This is a genomic window from Gaetbulibacter sp. NE (genome assembly GCF_025548475.1).
GTDB lineage: Bacteria > Bacteroidota > Bacteroidia > Flavobacteriales > Flavobacteriaceae > Gaetbulibacter_B > Gaetbulibacter_B jejuensis.
Map to the genome: position 1 here is coordinate 1 of NZ_JAOQHY010000003.1, position 16977 is coordinate 16977.

The 16977-nt window shown below is 32.7% G+C and carries 18 protein-coding genes; 8 read left to right on the top strand and 10 right to left on the bottom strand.

Features of this window, described 5'->3' with window-relative positions; all coding sequences use genetic code 11:
• Positions 1–124 precede the first annotated feature (124 nt).
• The gene (locus tag OD803_RS05910) at positions 125–493 is read left to right on the top strand and encodes a DUF2200 domain-containing protein (RefSeq protein WP_129760171.1); all 369 of its coding nucleotides are present in this window, start codon (positions 125–127) and stop codon (positions 491–493) included.
• Positions 494–595: 102 nt separating this feature from the next.
• Here OD803_RS05910 and OD803_RS05915 read toward each other — a convergent pair whose 3' ends face one another.
• Positions 596–1264, bottom strand: coding sequence for a hypothetical protein (locus tag OD803_RS05915; protein ID WP_262732722.1), 669 nt, complete (start codon positions 1262–1264; stop codon positions 596–598).
• A 196-nt stretch (positions 1265–1460) separates the two neighbouring features.
• On the opposite strand from OD803_RS05915, the gene OD803_RS05920 reads away from it, so the two are divergent.
• Positions 1461–2534: a DUF3667 domain-containing protein gene (locus OD803_RS05920; protein ID WP_129760169.1), complete on the top strand. Its 1074-nt coding sequence runs from the start codon at positions 1461–1463 to the stop codon at positions 2532–2534.
• Here the strand turns inward: OD803_RS05920 and OD803_RS05925 are convergent.
• Positions 2528–3199 (bottom strand): hypothetical protein, encoded by a 672-nt coding sequence (locus tag OD803_RS05925; protein WP_262732724.1) that lies wholly within the window; start codon positions 3197–3199, stop codon positions 2528–2530. The two genes, OD803_RS05920 and OD803_RS05925, sit on opposite strands and share 7 nt — an antisense overlap.
• A gap of 2 nt (positions 3200–3201) precedes the next feature.
• On the bottom strand, positions 3202–5985 hold the full coding sequence (gene uvrA / locus OD803_RS05930; protein ID WP_262732725.1) for an excinuclease ABC subunit UvrA: 2784 nt from the start codon (positions 5983–5985) through the stop codon (positions 3202–3204).
• Positions 5986–6215: 230 nt separating this feature from the next.
• On the opposite strand from uvrA, the gene OD803_RS05935 reads away from it, so the two are divergent.
• The gene (locus OD803_RS05935; protein ID WP_129760166.1) at positions 6216–6800 is read left to right on the top strand and encodes an RNA polymerase sigma factor; all 585 of its coding nucleotides are present in this window, start codon (positions 6216–6218) and stop codon (positions 6798–6800) included.
• Positions 6801–6857: 57 nt separating this feature from the next.
• Positions 6858–7001, top strand: a complete 144-nt coding sequence (locus OD803_RS05940; RefSeq protein WP_165353683.1) for a hypothetical protein — start codon at positions 6858–6860, stop codon at positions 6999–7001.
• A gap of 28 nt (positions 7002–7029) precedes the next feature.
• Here OD803_RS05940 and OD803_RS05945 read toward each other — a convergent pair whose 3' ends face one another.
• Positions 7030–7689: an endonuclease III domain-containing protein gene (locus OD803_RS05945; protein WP_129760165.1), complete on the bottom strand. Its 660-nt coding sequence runs from the start codon at positions 7687–7689 to the stop codon at positions 7030–7032.
• A 37-nt stretch (positions 7690–7726) separates the two neighbouring features.
• On the opposite strand from OD803_RS05945, the gene bcp reads away from it, so the two are divergent.
• Positions 7727–8179 carry a thioredoxin-dependent thiol peroxidase gene (gene bcp / locus OD803_RS05950; RefSeq protein WP_131506834.1) on the top strand — a complete coding sequence of 151 codons (453 nt, stop codon included), beginning with the start codon at positions 7727–7729 and terminating at the stop codon, positions 8177–8179.
• A 99-nt stretch (positions 8180–8278) separates the two neighbouring features.
• Positions 8279–8800 (top strand): hypothetical protein, encoded by a 522-nt coding sequence (locus OD803_RS05955; RefSeq protein ID WP_131506833.1) that lies wholly within the window; start codon positions 8279–8281, stop codon positions 8798–8800.
• Positions 8801–8855: 55 nt separating this feature from the next.
• Here the strand turns inward: OD803_RS05955 and OD803_RS05960 are convergent, their stop codons facing one another.
• On the bottom strand, positions 8856–10307 hold the full coding sequence (locus OD803_RS05960) for a TonB-dependent receptor (RefSeq protein WP_129760162.1): 1452 nt from the start codon (positions 10305–10307) through the stop codon (positions 8856–8858).
• 91 nt (positions 10308–10398) lie between these two features.
• Between OD803_RS05960 and OD803_RS05965 the strand changes: the two genes are divergently transcribed.
• Together OD803_RS05965 and OD803_RS05970 are read left to right on the top strand one after the other, a co-directional pair.
• The gene (locus OD803_RS05965; RefSeq protein ID WP_262732728.1) at positions 10399–11160 is read left to right on the top strand and encodes an MBL fold metallo-hydrolase; all 762 of its coding nucleotides are present in this window, start codon (positions 10399–10401) and stop codon (positions 11158–11160) included.
• A 4-nt stretch (positions 11161–11164) separates the two neighbouring features.
• Positions 11165–11671, top strand: a complete 507-nt coding sequence (locus OD803_RS05970; protein WP_238155788.1) for a hydrolase — start codon at positions 11165–11167, stop codon at positions 11669–11671.
• Here OD803_RS05970 and OD803_RS05975 read toward each other — a convergent pair.
• The 5 genes from OD803_RS05975 to OD803_RS05995 form a co-directional block, all read right to left on the bottom strand.
• A complete protein-coding gene (locus tag OD803_RS05975) occupies positions 11668–12318 on the bottom strand; it encodes an alpha/beta hydrolase (protein WP_262732729.1) in 651 nt (216 codons plus the stop codon). The two genes, OD803_RS05970 and OD803_RS05975, sit on opposite strands and share 4 nt — an antisense overlap.
• Positions 12319–12324: 6 nt before the next feature.
• Positions 12325–12651, bottom strand: a complete 327-nt coding sequence (locus OD803_RS05980) for a DUF4870 domain-containing protein (protein ID WP_129760159.1) — start codon at positions 12649–12651, stop codon at positions 12325–12327.
• Positions 12651–13904 carry a dihydroorotase gene (locus OD803_RS05985; RefSeq protein ID WP_262732730.1) on the bottom strand — a complete coding sequence of 418 codons (1254 nt, stop codon included), beginning with the start codon at positions 13902–13904 and terminating at the stop codon, positions 12651–12653. The genes OD803_RS05980 and OD803_RS05985 overlap by 1 nt, the downstream gene beginning before the upstream one ends.
• A complete protein-coding gene (locus OD803_RS05990; protein ID WP_262732731.1) occupies positions 13901–15826 on the bottom strand; it encodes a vWA domain-containing protein in 1926 nt (641 codons plus the stop codon). Before OD803_RS05990 ends, OD803_RS05985 begins: the two co-directional genes overlap by 4 nt.
• Before the next feature lie 100 nt (positions 15827–15926).
• On the bottom strand, positions 15927–16934 hold the full coding sequence (locus OD803_RS05995) for a glycosyltransferase family 2 protein (RefSeq protein WP_442899858.1): 1008 nt from the start codon (positions 16932–16934) through the stop codon (positions 15927–15929).
• Positions 16935–16977 lie beyond the last annotated feature (43 nt).

A 16977-nucleotide genomic window follows, 5' to 3' on the forward strand; every position in this document is an offset into this window, starting at 1 on the left:
CGTGTAATAGGTATTACCTAAAGACCGTTCGAGTTCTCCTCTCTACTCTTGTTAAATTTAATAATATCAAAGTAAAGGAGACCGTTACCTTCACATATCAAAAATTAACAACACATTCAGCACTATGAGTATTACCACACCAGAACATGATGAACGTATTGCAAAAATGACTTTTGCATCGGTATATCCACATTATGTTACTAAAGTTGAGAAAAAGAATCGTACCAAAGCCGAGTTACACCAAGTTATTGAATGGTTAACAGGATTTGACGACAATAAGTTGCAACAACTTATAGACGATAAGGTAACTTTTAAAACGTTTTTTGAGCAAGCAACCATTCACCCAAATGCACACTTAATTAAGGGTGTAATATGTGGTTACAGGATAGAAGATATTACTACCACGTTAACCCAACAGACCAGATATTTAGATAAGTTGGTTGATGAGTTAGCAAAAGGTAGAAAAATGGAAAAGATACTTAGAGAAGGATAAACTTTTTATAGTTAGTATTGATGCTCTATAAAAAGACAATCCCGAAGTACTTGGGGACGTACAACGGGATTATCAATTAACTAACCAATCAAAAAAATCTATTTATACTTTTATTTTAATCTTTTTTTGTTTTTTCACCTCACCACCTTGTCTGTAGTAATAGTAATCATCAGCATCATCAAAATCACTATAATAACCATATCCAAAATTACCCGAAGTGTTGTTACTGTATACATAACCTGAATTGCTATGGTTTACTACACCAGAAGCATGAACAATTTCTCCCCAAGCGTTGTAGTTTACACGTAAACCACCAACTTGTTTTAATCTTCCATTACCTCTTTGGTAACTCATATATACAGTTCCAGCTCTTTTAATTCTGCCTTGTCTGTCATAATTTAAGTACACATTACCAATTCTTCTAATTTTACCATCACTATCATGTTGAATAAATACACCTTGATTAGATCTTGGAGTAGAATAGTGTACTCTACTAACAGTACCTGGAGCTCCATAAGTAACATTTACCGAGCTTCTACGAGTAGTTGTTGATCTGTAGTACACGTCACCTGTATGGTAAGTGCTTTCAAAATTGGTATTGAAGTCGAAACTTCCGTCAGGAAAAATCATAAACTCTACACCACGCTCTACAAACATTATTGGTTGTGCATAACGATAGCGTGTATTGTTTAAACCTTCACCTTGTGCTGTTGCTGTTGCAGATGTTAAACCTAGTAACATCGATGCTAATATGAATACAAATTTTTTCATAATAATAGGGTTTTAGATTATGCCTACTCATTTAGCTTTTCGGCTTACGCTATTTGTTATGTTAGTTTTCAATTTGCGTGCCAAAAATGTAAGTGTTTCATTGTTAATGTTTTATTGATTGTTAAGGACGTTTGTGAAAAACACTTTACATGAGCGTTCAATTTTTTTTATACTTTTATATAGCCAATCAATTATTATGGGAAAAACTCAGGTTAACTGTCCAAACTGCGAAAAGCAATTTGAAGAAGGGTTTCAATTTTGTCCGCACTGTGGGCAAAAAGCAAAAGACGACCTTACTCTTGGTGTGTTGTTTTACAACACTATTAGCAACTACTTTTCTTTTGATGCTCGTTTTTTTAAGAGCTTTATTCCCTTAATGATACAACCAGGTTATTTGGCTAGACGTTTTGTAGAAGGAAAACGCTTGTTGTATTTGCATCCAGCTCAGATGTACCTGTTTATTTCGGTAGTATTTTTCTTTTTATTCTCTTTTATAGCAAGACAAACTACGCAAAGCGTTGATGAGGCTATGAAACGCGAACTAGAACGTTCAAAAACGGTTATAGACTCTTTGAGAAATAAACCTTTAGATTCGGCTCAAATAGCTCAAATAATGCAGCCTCTTGAGGCAAATAAAGAGAAACTAGGATTAAAAGATAAAGAGTTTAAAGAGCTTGATTCTATTATAAAACAAGAAGCTACTAAAGAATCTAAAATGAATACTAATTTTAGTTTTAGCCGAAGTGAGATTGATTCTTTAATTGATGCAGGAGCAAGTGAGGATGAGATCTATAAGGCTATGGGAATGGATGACGATGATGGCTATTTTACCAGAAGACTATACGCACAAGCCTTAAAGTTTTTTAAGAATAGGAGTGGAGGTTCAATATTGCAAGCGTTTTATGATAGTATCCCAATAGCAATGTTTATACTCTTGCCAATATTTGCATTTATTTTAAAGTTGTTATACTATAGAAAAGGACGTTTTGCACATCATTTGGTGTTTAGCTTTTATTTCTTTTCGTTTTTGTTTACTGTTTTTAGCGTGCTTATGTTGTGTAATTTTATTTGGGATAATTTTCCAGGTTGGATTATGACATTGGTGATGCTATCAACTTTCTTTTACCTCTTTATAGCTGTAAAACGATTTTATGGACAAGGTTGGTTTTTAAGCTTCTTTAAAAGTAGTGTGGCAACCTTTGTGTTTTTAATGTTTGTAATACCATTTGCTGCTGGTATTATGGCACTTATGGCGTTGTTGACTTATTGAGCATTGTGTGTTTTTGCATGCCATATTGGGATGTTTAAAAAATCACTTAAGATATGTGCATCGTTGATTATGGATTTTAGATTTCCGTGATCCACTACATTTTTTCTAGAATAGTCATTTAATACTAGATTAAGCTCAAAACTTCCATAAGAACCATCATCACTAGTTATGCGTTCTCCAATGATTTGAATAGCTATAATTGATTTTAAAGGAATTTGTTTTTTTGAAGTGTTTTTATCTCTATTAAAATCAACTTTATAAGCTTTATAGTAAAGACCAAGTTGTTTATCGAAAACTCTAGGCATGTAAGACCAATACGTCAGTAAAGCTCCAACAGTGGCAAAGATAACTCCTATAAGTAGCATGAACCAACTTACAGGTTTTACTGTTGAAAAAACACCAATAATATTAAGTAGGCAAGCTATTGTAATTATAAGTCCAATACTAAGGAACAAAATAGAAAATGCAGCTCCACCTACTGAAGGTTGATAGGCATATTTTGAAGACGATTTTTTTACTAAAGAGTGTGTTTTAAAATTCGCACCTCCAGGTTTTAAAGGTGTAACAGCTATATTAACGTTTTCTGGCGTATTTGTAGAAAAATCAATAGACTCAATAGAATGAAGCTCATCCTTATTGTTGCCTATGTTTTCTGAGAGCTTCACAACTATAGTTTTTCCTTTAAGTATCTACCAGTAACCGAGTTTTTATCAGCTACAATGTCTTCGGGAGTGCCATGAGCTACAAGATGTCCACCTTGTTCGCCACCATCAGGACCTAAATCAATAATGTAATCGGCACATTTGATAAGCTCTAAATTGTGTTCAATAACAATTATAGAATGTCCTTTAGCAATTAAAGCTTGAAAAGAGGTTAGTAGTTTTTGAATATCATGAAAATGTAAACCTGTTGTAGGCTCATCAAAAATAAATAATGCATTATCACTTTTACTTCCTTTGCCTAAAAACGATGCTAATTTAATACGTTGCGCTTCACCACCAGACAAGGTTGAAGAGCTTTGACCTAAAGTAACGTAGCCTAAACCAACATCTTGAAGCGGTTGTAACTTGCCTTGAATTTTAGATTGGTTATGCTTGCTAAAAAACGCAATAGCATCATCAATAGTAAGGTTTAAAATGTCATCAATAGTCTTATCTTCAAAGGTAACTTCAAGTACTTCTTTTTTAAAGCGTTTACCATTACAAGTTTCGCAAGTAAGATGAACATCTGCCATAAACTGCATTTCTATGGTTACTTCACCTTCGCCTTTACAAGTTTCGCAACGTCCACCATCCACATTAAACGAAAAATGTTTTGCTTGGTAGTTTCTTATTTTACTCAGCTTTTGATTAGCAAATAAAGCTCTTATATCGTCATAGGCTTTAATGTAAGTCACAGGGTTTGAGCGCGAAGAACGACCAATTGGGTTTTGGTCAACAAACTCAACATGCTTTATATTGCTAAAGTTGCCTTTTATTTCAGTAAACTGTCCAGGTTTATCGCCAAAATCAGTTAGTTTTTTCTGTATGGCAGGAAACAGTATTTTTTTAACCAAAGTACTCTTTCCACTTCCAGATACTCCTGTAATAACGGTTAACATTTCCAAAGGAAACGTAACGTCAATGTTTTTTAAGTTGTTTTCGCGAGCTCCAATAACATCAATATGATATTTTGAAGTGCGCCTTTTTTTAGGAACTTCTATAGATAGATTTCCATTAAGGTATTTAGCGGTTAACGAATCTGAAGCTAAAATAGTTTCATAGCTACCAGTTGCTACAACATGTCCTCCAAAAGTACCAGCTTCAGGACCAATATCTATAATTTCATCAGCAGCTTGCATAATATCTTCGTCATGCTCAACTACAATTACTGTGTTACCTAAATCGCGTAATGCTTCTAAAACTTTAATTAGTTTTTGAGTGTCTTTAGGGTGTAAGCCAATACTAGGTTCGTCTAAAATATACATTGAGCCTACTAAACTGCTTCCTAGTGAAGTCGCTAGGTTAATACGTTGACTTTCACCACCAGACAGGGTGTTTGAACGACGGTTAAGCGTTAAATAATCTAAGCCAACATTTGATAAAAACGACAAACGATTATTGATTTCTTTCAATAGTCTGCTAGCGATTTGAGTGTCATAATCATTTAACTCTAGCTCTTTAAAAAACTGAGTGAGTTTTTTAAGAGGCATTTCAACCAAATCGGTTATTGTAGTTTGTCCAACTTTTACATAGTTAGCTTCAGGACGTAAGCGTTTTCCTTTACAAGTAATACATTTTGTTTTTCCTCTGTAACGCGAAAGCATTACTCGGTTTTGAATTTTATAAGCTTTAGCTTCAAGTTCTTCAAAAAAACTGTTTAACCCTTCGAAATACTCATTACCATCCCAAATGAGTTGTTTTTGCTCATTAGACAGTTCAAAATAAGGTTTGTGTATAGGGAAATCGAATTTATGCGAATTATTGACTAGCATATCTCTATACCAACTCATACTTTCTCCACGCCAAGCGAAAATTGCATTTTCGTAAACAGACAAACTAGTATTTGGGATGACTAAGTCTTCATCAATTCCTATAATATCTCCATAACCTTCGCATTTAGGACAAGCTCCATACGGATTATTAAAACTAAAAAGATGAACATTAGGCTCTAAAAAAGACATGCCATCCAATTCAAACTTATTATTGAAAGCATGTAGTTTTTTTGTAGAAAGCGATTCAATAATACAAGCGCCTTTTCCTTCAAAAAAAGCAGTTTCGATGGCATCAGCAAGTCGGTTGTAAAAATCCTCTTCGTGTTTAACCACAATTCTATCCACCACTAAAAAGACGTCTTTGGCTAGTTTTTTATCGATAGCATCATCAATACGCAATACATCATCACCAGATTTTATTCTAGCATACCCTTGCTGAAGTAGCACTTTAAGTTTGTCTGCCATAGTACGTCCTTCTTCCAAAATAATAGGAGCAAGGAGTAATAGTTTTTCTTTCTCTTCAAATTGTTTTACCAACTCTAGTACATCTTTTGTGGTGTGTTTTTTTACCAATTCACCAGAAATAGGAGAGTAGGTTTTACCAATTCGCGCAAAAAGAAGTTTTAAGTAGTCGTAAATTTCGGTAGTTGTACCTACGGTAGAGCGTGGATTAGTTGAGTTCACTTTTTGCTCAATAGCAATAGCAGGAGCAATACCTTTAATGAAATCTACTTTTGGTTTATTTAATCGTCCTAAAAACTGACGCGCGTAACTAGATAGGCTTTCAACGTAACGACGCTGACCTTCAGCATAAAGCGTGTCGAATGCTAAACTAGATTTACCAGAACCTGATAAACCAGTTATAACCACAAGCTTGTTTCTTGGTATAACAACATCAATATTTTTTAAATTATGAAGTTTAGCACCTTTTATGATGATATTTTGCTTTTGATTAACTTCAGAAATATTAACGCTCATATTGAAAATTATGCTTTAGAATTCGCAAAGATACTACAACTATCTCAGCCTTGAAAATGGATTTTTGTTGATTAAAATGTTAAATTTTAGTCTGTTTTTTTGGAATTTCGGAATGATTGTTGTTATATTTGAGACATAAACAGTTAAAAACCATTCGCCTATAGCATAACATTACTTTAGAAATTAACCCCAAGCTAAGAAGTAAATTCTTTGCCCTTAAAGTAATGATTATGAAACACGAACTTATCACTGACGCTGTTTTAGTAAAAAACTACATTCAAGGAGACGAAAGCGCTCTTTCGGTTTTAATCCACAGACACAAACAAAAGATTTACAGTTTTATCTATTCAAAAGTATTTGATAAAGATATTACTGAAGATATTTTCCAAGACACTTTTATTAAGGTTATTAAAACGCTTAAGCTTGGAAAATACAACGAAGAAGGTAAATTTTTACCTTGGGTTATGCGTATTGCGCATAATTTAGTTATTGATCATTTTAGAAAAAGCAACAGAATGCCAAAGTTTGACAACTCTGGTGAGTTCAGTATTTTTTCGGTATTAGGAGATTCTGCCTTAAATGCTGAAAAACAGCTTATCAAAGAACAGGTAGAATGTGATTTAAGACGACTTATTGAAGAGTTGCCAGACGACCAAAAAGACGTTTTAGTAATGCGTATGTACAAGGATATGAGCTTTAAGGAAATAAGCGATAGTACTGGTGTTAGCATCAATACAGCCTTGGGTAGAATGCGTTATGCATTGATTAATTTGAGGAAGGTAATCGAAAAAAATAATATAGTTTTAACAAATTGATATAATAAATAGAGTTTTACTGCGTTATTGAAATTGTACTAACTTAAAATTCCGATAATGGCAAAACTTTACTCTAATTATCCTCAAACAAAAAACAACCTGAACCCTAAAAAAGAAACTGTAGATTTTCTTTTAAATTACTCTAAGGCTTTAAGTGTTATACATTGTAATAAATTGAAGTTTGAAGCACTTCTTAATTAAATTTTGAAAAGTCCTGATCGGTTAGTCGTCAGGACTTTTTTGATTTATAATAGTCTTTTATTACAGATGCCCTACCAATAGTTTTGGTAATGATGTCTTTTTCTAAATTCCAACCTCTAGCTGGAGAGTATTCTCTACCATACCAAATGATTTGCAAATGAAGATCATTCCATAATTCTTCAGGAAATAATCGTTTTGCATCTTTTTCGGTTTGTACAACATTTTTACCATTACTAAAACCCCAACGATACATTAATCGATGTATGTGTGTATCTACAGGAAAAGCAGGAATACCAAACGCTTGCGATAATACAACTGCTGCAGTTTTATGTCCAACAGCAGGGAGTTTTTCTAGGTCTTCGTAGGTTTGAGGAACTTCTCCGTTGTGTTCCTCAATAAGTATTTTTGAAAGCCCATGTATACCTTTACTTTTCATAGGTGATAGTCCAACAGGCTTAATAATTTCACGAATTTCTTCAACCGTAAGTTTTATCATGTCATAAGGGTTATCAGCTTTTTCAAAAAGTAAAGGTGTAATTTGATTTACCCTAACATCTGTACTTTGTGCAGACATAAGTACAGCTATTAACAATGTATAAGGGTCTTTATGGTCTAAAGGAATAGGAATGGTTGGATAAATAGATTTTAAGGTATTTATAACAAAATCTACCTTTTCTTGCTTAGTCATTAATTGTATTTTTACATAAAATTCAAAGTTAATAAATATGACTAAATTAAAAGCAGGAGATAAAGCTCCAGATTTTACAGCAAAAGACGAACAAGGAAACACAGTATCGCTTTCAGACTATAAAGGGAAAAAGCTTGTGATTTTCTTTTATCCTAAAGCCAATACACCTACTTGTACTGTAGAAGCTTGTAATTTAAGAGATAATTACAGTGAGCTTACTGATAAAGGCTACGAAATTTTAGGTGTGAGTGCTGATACTGAAAAACGACAAACTAACTTTAAAAATAAGTTTAGTTTTCCTTATCCATTATTAGCAGACGTTGATAAAGAAGTAATTAATGCGTTTGGTGTTTGGGGACCAAAAAAGTTCATGGGACGAACATTTGATGGTATTCATAGAGCAACTTTTGTTATTAATGAAGACGGTATAATCGAAAAAGTTATAGACAAGGTTAAGGCTAAAATACACTCAGAGCAAATATTGGAATAACAATATTTTTTATAAAAAACACATAGGTTATTTAAGAAAATGTTAAAAATTAGATCAAAAAGTTTATTTTAGCTGTATAACTAACTAATACTTTAGATTATGATAAAGAACTTTTTAACAATTATTTTTTTAGTAACATGTTGTTTAGGAGCATATGCTCAAGAAGAACAACCAGAAGAAGAAACTGTAGATCCTTATGAATTTAGAGCTGCATTTAGTGTAGGAGGTACTGTAGGAGGAGACTATGCTAATGAAGTTTTCTCAACCAATGCAGCGTTTGACGTTACGTATTTGTACAATTTAACTAAGGATTTAAAAGTAGGAGGAACGCTTGGAGCAATGTATGCATTTCAAAACAACTCTAGCAACACTCTTATAAAAGAAGGTGACGGGAAGTTTGTATCGTTTGCAGGAACGTTTAGATTTCATACTGATAATGATAAGTTTCACATAGGTGGAGACGCAGGTTATGCTTATGGATTAGATGAAGGCGGTTTCTTGTATAGACTTAGGCTTGGTATGCAAGTTTCAAAATGTTCAGGTATTGTAGCTTCATACACAGAAGTTATGGATACCTACAGTTATTCTGCAGTTAATATAGGATATGAGTTTACATTTTAAGTAAAGTTTACCCTCTTAACCATAAAAAAAGCGACCATTTGGTCGCTTTTCTTTTTTATTCTTTATGAAATATTTCTTCCGATTCACATCCGAAGAGGCTTTTTTCTTTAATTAATTTAGAAACACCTTCAGGTAGCATAGTTTCCCATCCATCTTCCCCTTTGGCAATCATTTTAAGTACTTTTCTTGAAAAAATAGCTAAAGTAGAAGGGTCAAAATCGGTAATGTCTACTACTTTTCCGTTGTATTTGAAGAACTTGTAAAGTTCTTTCATTCTAGGATGTACTTTAAGATTTTCACTATTAGTTAGCGTACCATCTTCATTTTGCATTGGATATAAGTAAACTCTTAAATCTTTAAAGAACAACTTACCAAAAGCTTCTAGAATACCTCCACTTAAGTGTCTGTAGTATTTTTCATCAAAAATATCTACTAAGTTGTTGACACCCATTGATAATCCCATTCTGTTTTTAGAGTATTGAGAAAAATATTCAACAAGTTTATAATACTCCTGAAAGTTAGAGATAAGAACTGTTTGCCCTAAAGAACATAATAATTTTGCTCTATCCATGAAATCTTGCTCATCAATTTCACCTTCAGCACGAAGGTTGGATAAGGTAATTTCAAAGATGACTTGAGTTTTATCGACATCAACTTTATTTTCTTTAATGAACATGTCATAAGACTTTTGAAACATGTCCATATTTACTTTGGTTACAGGTCTAAAACTACCACGTAACGCTAGTATATTCTTTTTGTATAAAACCCTTGCTGGTAATACGTTGTTTCCGTCAGGAGCAAACATTACGGCATCAGTCATACCGTTTTTAACTAGTTGTAAGCTCATTAAACGGTTATCAATGTCTTTAAACACAGGCCCAGAGAAGTTAATCGTATCGATTTCTAACTGGTCTTTATCTAAATGGTCGTATAAGTAACGCAATAATTTTTTAGGTTCATTGTACTTATAAAACGCACCATAAATTAAATTTGTACCTAAAACCCCAAGTGTTTCTTGTTGTAAACGCGCATCAGTTTCTTTAAACCTAATATGAATAATGATGTCGTTATACTCTTGGTCTGGTTCTATTTGGTATTTAATACCTACCCAACCATGTCCTTTATAGTTTTTAGCAAAATCTATTGTAGCAACAGTATTAGCATAAGAGAAAAACAATTTATTAGGATGTTTGTCTCTAGGTAGTCTTTTTTCAATTAAGTTAACCTCATGATTTAGCATTTTTCTTAAACGCGCTTCAGTAACATAACGTTTGTCATCTTCTATACCATAAATAGCGTCGCTAAAATCCTTGTCATAAGCAGACATTGCTTTTGCAATTGTACCCGAAGCACCACCAGCTCTAAAAAACTGACGTACAGTTTCTTGTCCAGCTCCAATTTCGGCAAAAGTACCGTAGATATTTTCATTAAGGTTAATTCGAAGTGCCTTAGTTTTTAACGAAGGTACGTCATCAAATTCTCTGTCTCCCTTTAAGGTTATTTCCATCTTTTAAATCCGGGTTTTAGTATTGCACAAAGGTATTAAAATAGCATGGTAAACAAAAAAATAACATTATTTTTGTTTCAAACTTCTAGAATTGAAAATAACATTTTTGGGTACAGGCACATCGCAAGGAATTCCAGTTATAGGAAGCACACACCCAGTATGTTTAAGTGATAATCCAAAAGATAAGCGACTTAGAGTTTCTGTGTTAATTGAATGGGACAATTATGCTTACGTTATTGATTGTGGTCCTGATTTTAGACAGCAAATGCTTACTACTAATTGTAATAAAATTGATGGTATTTTATTTACTCATGAGCATGCAGATCATACAGCAGGATTGGACGATATTAGACCTTTTAATTTTAGGCAAGGTGACATACCTATTTATGCTCATAAAAGAGTTGTAAAAGCTTTGCAACAGCGATTTGCGTATGTTTTTGAAACTAAAAATAAATATCCAGGAGCTCCTGGAGTTGATATACGCGAGATTGAGAATACACCTTTTAAATTAGGAGATACTACTGTAGTACCAATAAACCTAATGCATGGTAACTTGCAGGTGTTTGGGTTTAGAGTTAATGATTTTGCTTATTTAACAGACATGAAAACCATTGCAGAAGCGGAAATGGAAAAACTAAAGCATTTAAAAGTTTTGGTTATAAATGCCTTAAGAGAAGAACCTCACCACTCACATTTAAATTTAGAGGAAGCCCTAGCATTTATTGACAAAGTAAAACCTGAAAAAGCATACCTTACTCATATTAGTCATTTATTAGGTTTTCATGATGAAGTTGAACAAAAATTGCCAAAACATGTATTTTTGGCTTATGATAATCTACAAATAACACTTTAAAATTATGAAGAGCAGAATATTTATGTACTTGTTTATTTTTTCAGTACTACTAATCATTTTTCAGTATGTAAACTCAAAGAATATACTTGATGTTTATGAAAAGGATATAAATATCTTGAAGGAAAAGGTTGATAAATACGAAGCTGAAATATCAAGTTTAACAGAAAAAAATTCTGAACTCATGCATTTTAATATCGACAACGATGATGATGCACTTACCTATTTTGAAGATAGAGGTTATGATACTGAAACCTTAATTCCGTTTATAAAAGATGAATTGTATAAGTTAAACGTTTATGAAGGTGATGACCATCCAATTGTACCTTATGCATCAATGACAGACTCTAAAATGTCAATAAACACAGTGAAAGTGCTTAATCACAAATGGATTTTAGCCGATTTTACTGATGGAAAACATTGGGGACAAATGTTCTTAACTTATGAAATTGTCGGTCAGGAAGAACTTAAGTTTAAGCTGGTAGAATATTTTTTATACAGACCTAGTTACTAGAGCTTGTCGTTTAACCAAGTTCTAAACTCATAAAAATTTTGTGGTGCAACACCATGGCCTACAGGAAATTCAGAATACTTGTGTTTAATGTTTAAAGCCTCTAAAAACTTAGGTGTTTTCCTTGCCCATTCAACAGGAATAACTTGATCTAAACTACCATGAGAGCAGTAAAAATCTAGTTTGGTGTAATCATTAGGGTTTAAGTTTTCAGGCAAAATGTCTTCACTTACATAACCGCTAAGTGCTATAATATTATTTACCTTGTTAGGGTAGGTAAGCGCAACAGCATAACTTAAAATACTCCCTTGACTAAAACCTAATAATGTAATATTGTCCTTGTTTACAGGGTAAGTATTGCAAGCCTCGTCAATAAATTGAGCAATTAAATCTCTTGATGCTGTGGCTTGTTCATTGTCGTTCCATTTGTTGTGTTCCGCATCAAAATTAATAGCATACCAAGCATTGCCAAAAGGTTGCATTGGGTATGGTGCTCTCAATGAGATGATAAACAATTCTTCAGGAAGTTCAGATGCAAATGAAAACAAATCGTTTTCGTCACTACCATAACCATGAAGCATGATTAATAGAGGTGCATTTTCTTTTATAGTAGAAGGTCTTGTAATGTGGTGTATACTTAATTCAGCCATTAGTTGTTAGTTAATTTTTCTAAACCAATCTTGAAACAATTCACCAACTACAGGAATTGGCTTTTTTTCTCCTGTAAAGGCATTGTATAAACCATATAGCCAGCAAACAAAAGTGATAATCCATAAAACCGTACCAAACCAGCTATTTATATATTTTTCTGAAACGTTAGAAACCAATAGCATTATAATGAGTCCTAACATTTGCCTTATATGGAAAAACGTAAACGGATTGCGTTTTTCTAAATTCATAATAATGGCTATAATTAAACCTATAAAGGTCATGTAGCTTACTATAGCTAAGGTTTTTCCTTCTTTTATAATATTTTCTGTCATTATTTTAAAACAAGTTGGTTGTTAGCGTAAATACCGTAAACAATTCCTTTTAAGTCATGGTTTTCAAAGCAACTGTTTTTGGAGCTTGAAGCTATATTATCTTTTGTAAACGTATAACTTTGGTTTGGGTTAAAAAGTGTGATGTTTGCTTTTTCGCCTTGTTGTATTGAGTTGGATTGCAGATCAAAACGCTCTTTTCCTTTTGTAAGTAAGTCTATAGTTTTCTTAAGTGTGAAAATAGTTTGTAAAGCACCAAAAGCACTTTCTAAACCTATTGTACCATACATTGCGTGGTCAAACTCAACTTTTTTGTGTTCAATATCAATAGGGTTGTGGTCACTAGTAACCATATCAATTGTACCATCTTTTACGCCTTCTATTAATGCATCTATATCAGATTGCGAACGTAATGGAGGTAACACTTTATAATTGGTGTTGAAATTTACCAAATCCTTATCTGTTAGTACTAGGTTGTGTATAGCTACACTACAGGTAACATTGAGTTTTTTCTGTTTTGCAGCTCGTATAAGCTCAACAGATTTTGCTGTTGAAATTGTTGGAATATGAAGTTTTCCTTCAGTATATTCTAAGATAAACAAATCTCTTGCTATTTGTAGTTCTTCAGCTAAGGAAGGGTTTCCTTTAAGTCCTAAAGACGTACTTGTGACATGTTCGTGCATGACACCAAGACCAGAAATTTTAGATTCTTGAGGAAAAGACATCACTAAACCATCAAAATTGCTAGCATATTGAAGAGCAATCTTTATAAGATTTGGGTTGCTTATGGGTTTTTGATAGTCATAAAAGGCTACAGCTCCAGCGCTTTTCATATCAAACAGTTCAGCTAAATCAACACCTTTACTTTCTTTGGTTAAAGCACCTAAAGGATGTAAGTCTACAGCATTTCCATTGGCTTTTGCTTTTAAAAACGAAACATCAGCATTAGTATCAATTACTGGATGTGTATTAGAATTTAATACAACAGATGTAAATCCTGATAATGCAGCAGTTTTTAAGCCGTTTTCAATGGTTTCGCGTTCTTCATAACCTGGTTCTCCAAAACTCACACTACTATCAAACCAACCTTTTGAAACATGAAGATTGTCTAGCTTAATTTCTTTGTAGTTTTTTGGATTGCTAATACGTTTTGAAATCTGCGAAATGACTCCTTTTTCAATTAAAATATCAACAGTTTGATTGTGAAAATCGCTTTTTGGGTCAACTATTGTCGCAGATTTTAGGAGTACGTTCATTTAAAATATTTTAAGATGAGCATTTCAATGATTAAAAAAGCTAATGCAAAAATAACAAACCATTTCCATAGCTCATTAACATTTGTAGCACTTTTTATGTCGTTAATTGCCGAAGCGACACTTTTAGTTACGTTTAAACTTTCAATGCTTTCTAAATCATGATAGTATAAATCACTTTCAGTTCTATTGTAATTAAAACTTAATTGTTTTAATACTTCATTCTTGTTCATTACAGGAATAATACCAGCTTTTTCAGGGTATTCATTGGTAATTAACTCCACTTTATTGGTAAAGGTTTGTTGTAAAGGAATACTTGCGTTGTTTTCGTTTCCTAGTTTTAATATATCGTCTTGTTGTAGCTTGGTGTTTATGTCTATTTTATTTTCCTTTCCAATAGTGTAGTATAATTGAGACAGTTTAAGACTTTGCTTCCCAATATTATATAACACAGGAACAATTAAAGGCGAATTTTTGAAGTTTGAATTGTCTTCATTTAAAGCCGCTGTAAAAGTGTATAGATTTTCGTTTTGGGTTAAAAAAGGAGTGCTGTCTTCAAAGTTTAAAACTGAAGCACCACTAGGTCCTGAAAACACATATCTTTTATTGGTTTTTGGGTATTGAAAATTGCTGATTTTTTTATCAAAAACATTAGTCAATAAAGGATGTGAAAACTGAATAGAAGTTATTTTTTTCTCCTCAGGAGTTGTAGCATTGAATGTTGAAATATTGTAATTTCTAAATAATTGATTATAAGAACTTAATTCAGAATTACCTGAAGGTATAATTAACAGTGTTCCACCATCATCAGTAAATGCTTTTAAAGCAGTTGTTAGCGAATTTGGAATGTTTTTTATCTCGTTTAAAACAATTAAATTTTGAGATGAAATGATATTGTAATCTAACTCATTTAGCTTGTATGATGTGTAGCTGAATTCATCATCAGTATATATCTTTTTTAAGAAGGTGTCATCAGCTTCATTTATGGATAATACCTTTATAGTTTCACTTTTATCTAAGTTAAAAAACAAGGTGTTGTCATAAGTTAAACCAGCATCTTCAATACTTAGTTTGCCATTAAACATTTGATTAAAAGGAAGTGTGAAAACCACAGAGACATTTTCAGTACTACTTACTGAACTTTTAGCTACTAAATTATCGTCATTGTATAACGATACAGGTAAGTTATCAATAGGATTACCAGAGTTTTTTATGGTAACGCTCAACTCAATGTTTTCAGCATTTGTTTTTGAAATATAAGCACTATCAATAGCTACATTGTAGTTGTTAACAGGTTTTAGCTGTACTAATTTTAACTGTATAGAAGAATCGGTAACTGTGTTGAATGCGTTATTGTGCTGTTGAAAATCGGAAATCAGCACCAAATTTTTAAGCGTACTTTTATCTTTAGAAAAGGCATTTTTTCCTTTTAATAATGCAGCATCATAAGTAATTTGATTTGGCGAATTTGATAGTTGAATCAATTCGTTCTTTAAAGCTTTAACCGTTGTGTTGGGTTTATAACTATTATTAGTAAAAAACGTAATCTTTTCGTTTTCGTCAATATGTTCAATAATATCTTGTATAGCACTGTTTAAAAGCGTTCCGTTACTTCCTTTGGCTTGCATGCTAAACGAATTGTCTAAGTAAATTACCGTTTCGCTTTTGGTTTTATAACTGCTAGATTTAGAAATGTAAGGTTGTGCAAATGCAATTATAGCACAAGCTAAAAGTAGTAAACGAGTAAGTAGTGTTAACCACTTTTTTAGTTGGGAACTTTTACGAGTTTGTAAAGTGATGTTTTTTAAAAACTGAACATTTGTAAATTCAACCTTTTTAAATCTACGTAGCTGAAATAAATGAACAATTATAGGAATGATAAGCAGGAGTAAGGCGTAAAGAAGTTCTGGGTGTTTAAACTGCATTCCTATTGATTAATTGTACTAGCTTTCAAATATAGAAAATGATGAGCGATTATTGCGGTTGGGTTTTGAGAAATTTAACGTTTTGTCTGGTAATTGAAATCTAGCAAAAGAAAAAATAATCAATCATTGGTTTCATTTGTTGTTGTTTAAAATAAGATGTAATCTCTTGTTGTGCTTGCTCATTGGCAACTGTAACAATACTTTGTGGTTGGTGTAACTGTTTTAAATGTACAAAGTTATGCAGTTTAATACTATAAATGCTTTTGCCTATTTTTTTAGGGTTGTCGCAAATCCAAACAAAAGGTATTTGTTTCGCTTTAAGTTGTTTGGCAATGCTTTTTCCTTTTGCACCTGCTCCCCAAACAGTAAGTGTTCTATTAGAATTGTAATCTAGCTCTAAAAAATAATGAAGTTTTAACTCTAAAAATGTGTTTTCGGCATAATGCTCGTGAGTTCGTGAGCTGCGATAACTGTAGTCTCTCCAATGATGCAATACTGTATCACAAGGAATACACTTGTAATTATGCTTGTAAAACCTAAAGGTTAAATCGTAGTCTTCAGGATATCTATTTGGGTTAAAAGCATCACAAGCAATAAAATCTTCTCTGTGAATTAACCAACAAGGTGAAGGAATGACACATTCTTTATAGATTTCAGAATAGTTACTGCCAGTTTCTGTAAGGTTATTCAGCCAAGTTTCATAACGTGCATAACCATCGCTAATTCCTACATCACTAAAATACTTAACCTTGCCAACAGCTACATGTTTTTTACCATAATCCAATAAGCTATTGAGCATGAGTTGTAATCGGTCTATATGCATAATATCGTCACTATCCATTCTAGTTACATAAGTCCCTTTACTTTCTTTAAAAGCTAGTTGTAATGCATCAATAATACCACTTCCAGAATTTGTAAATAGTTTTATTCTAGGATCTTGCTGCGAAAAAGCGTTAACAATTTCAAAGCTATTATCGGTTGAGTGATCGTCAATTATCAAGAGTTCCCAGTGTGTATAACTCTGATTAATAATAGAGTTTATGCAGTCAGGTAAAAAGGCTGCTGTGTTTTTAAAAGGCGTAAAAATACTTATCAAAGGTTTAGGCATGCTGCTAAGATAGTAATTCATCATTTTAACAAAATATTGGCTC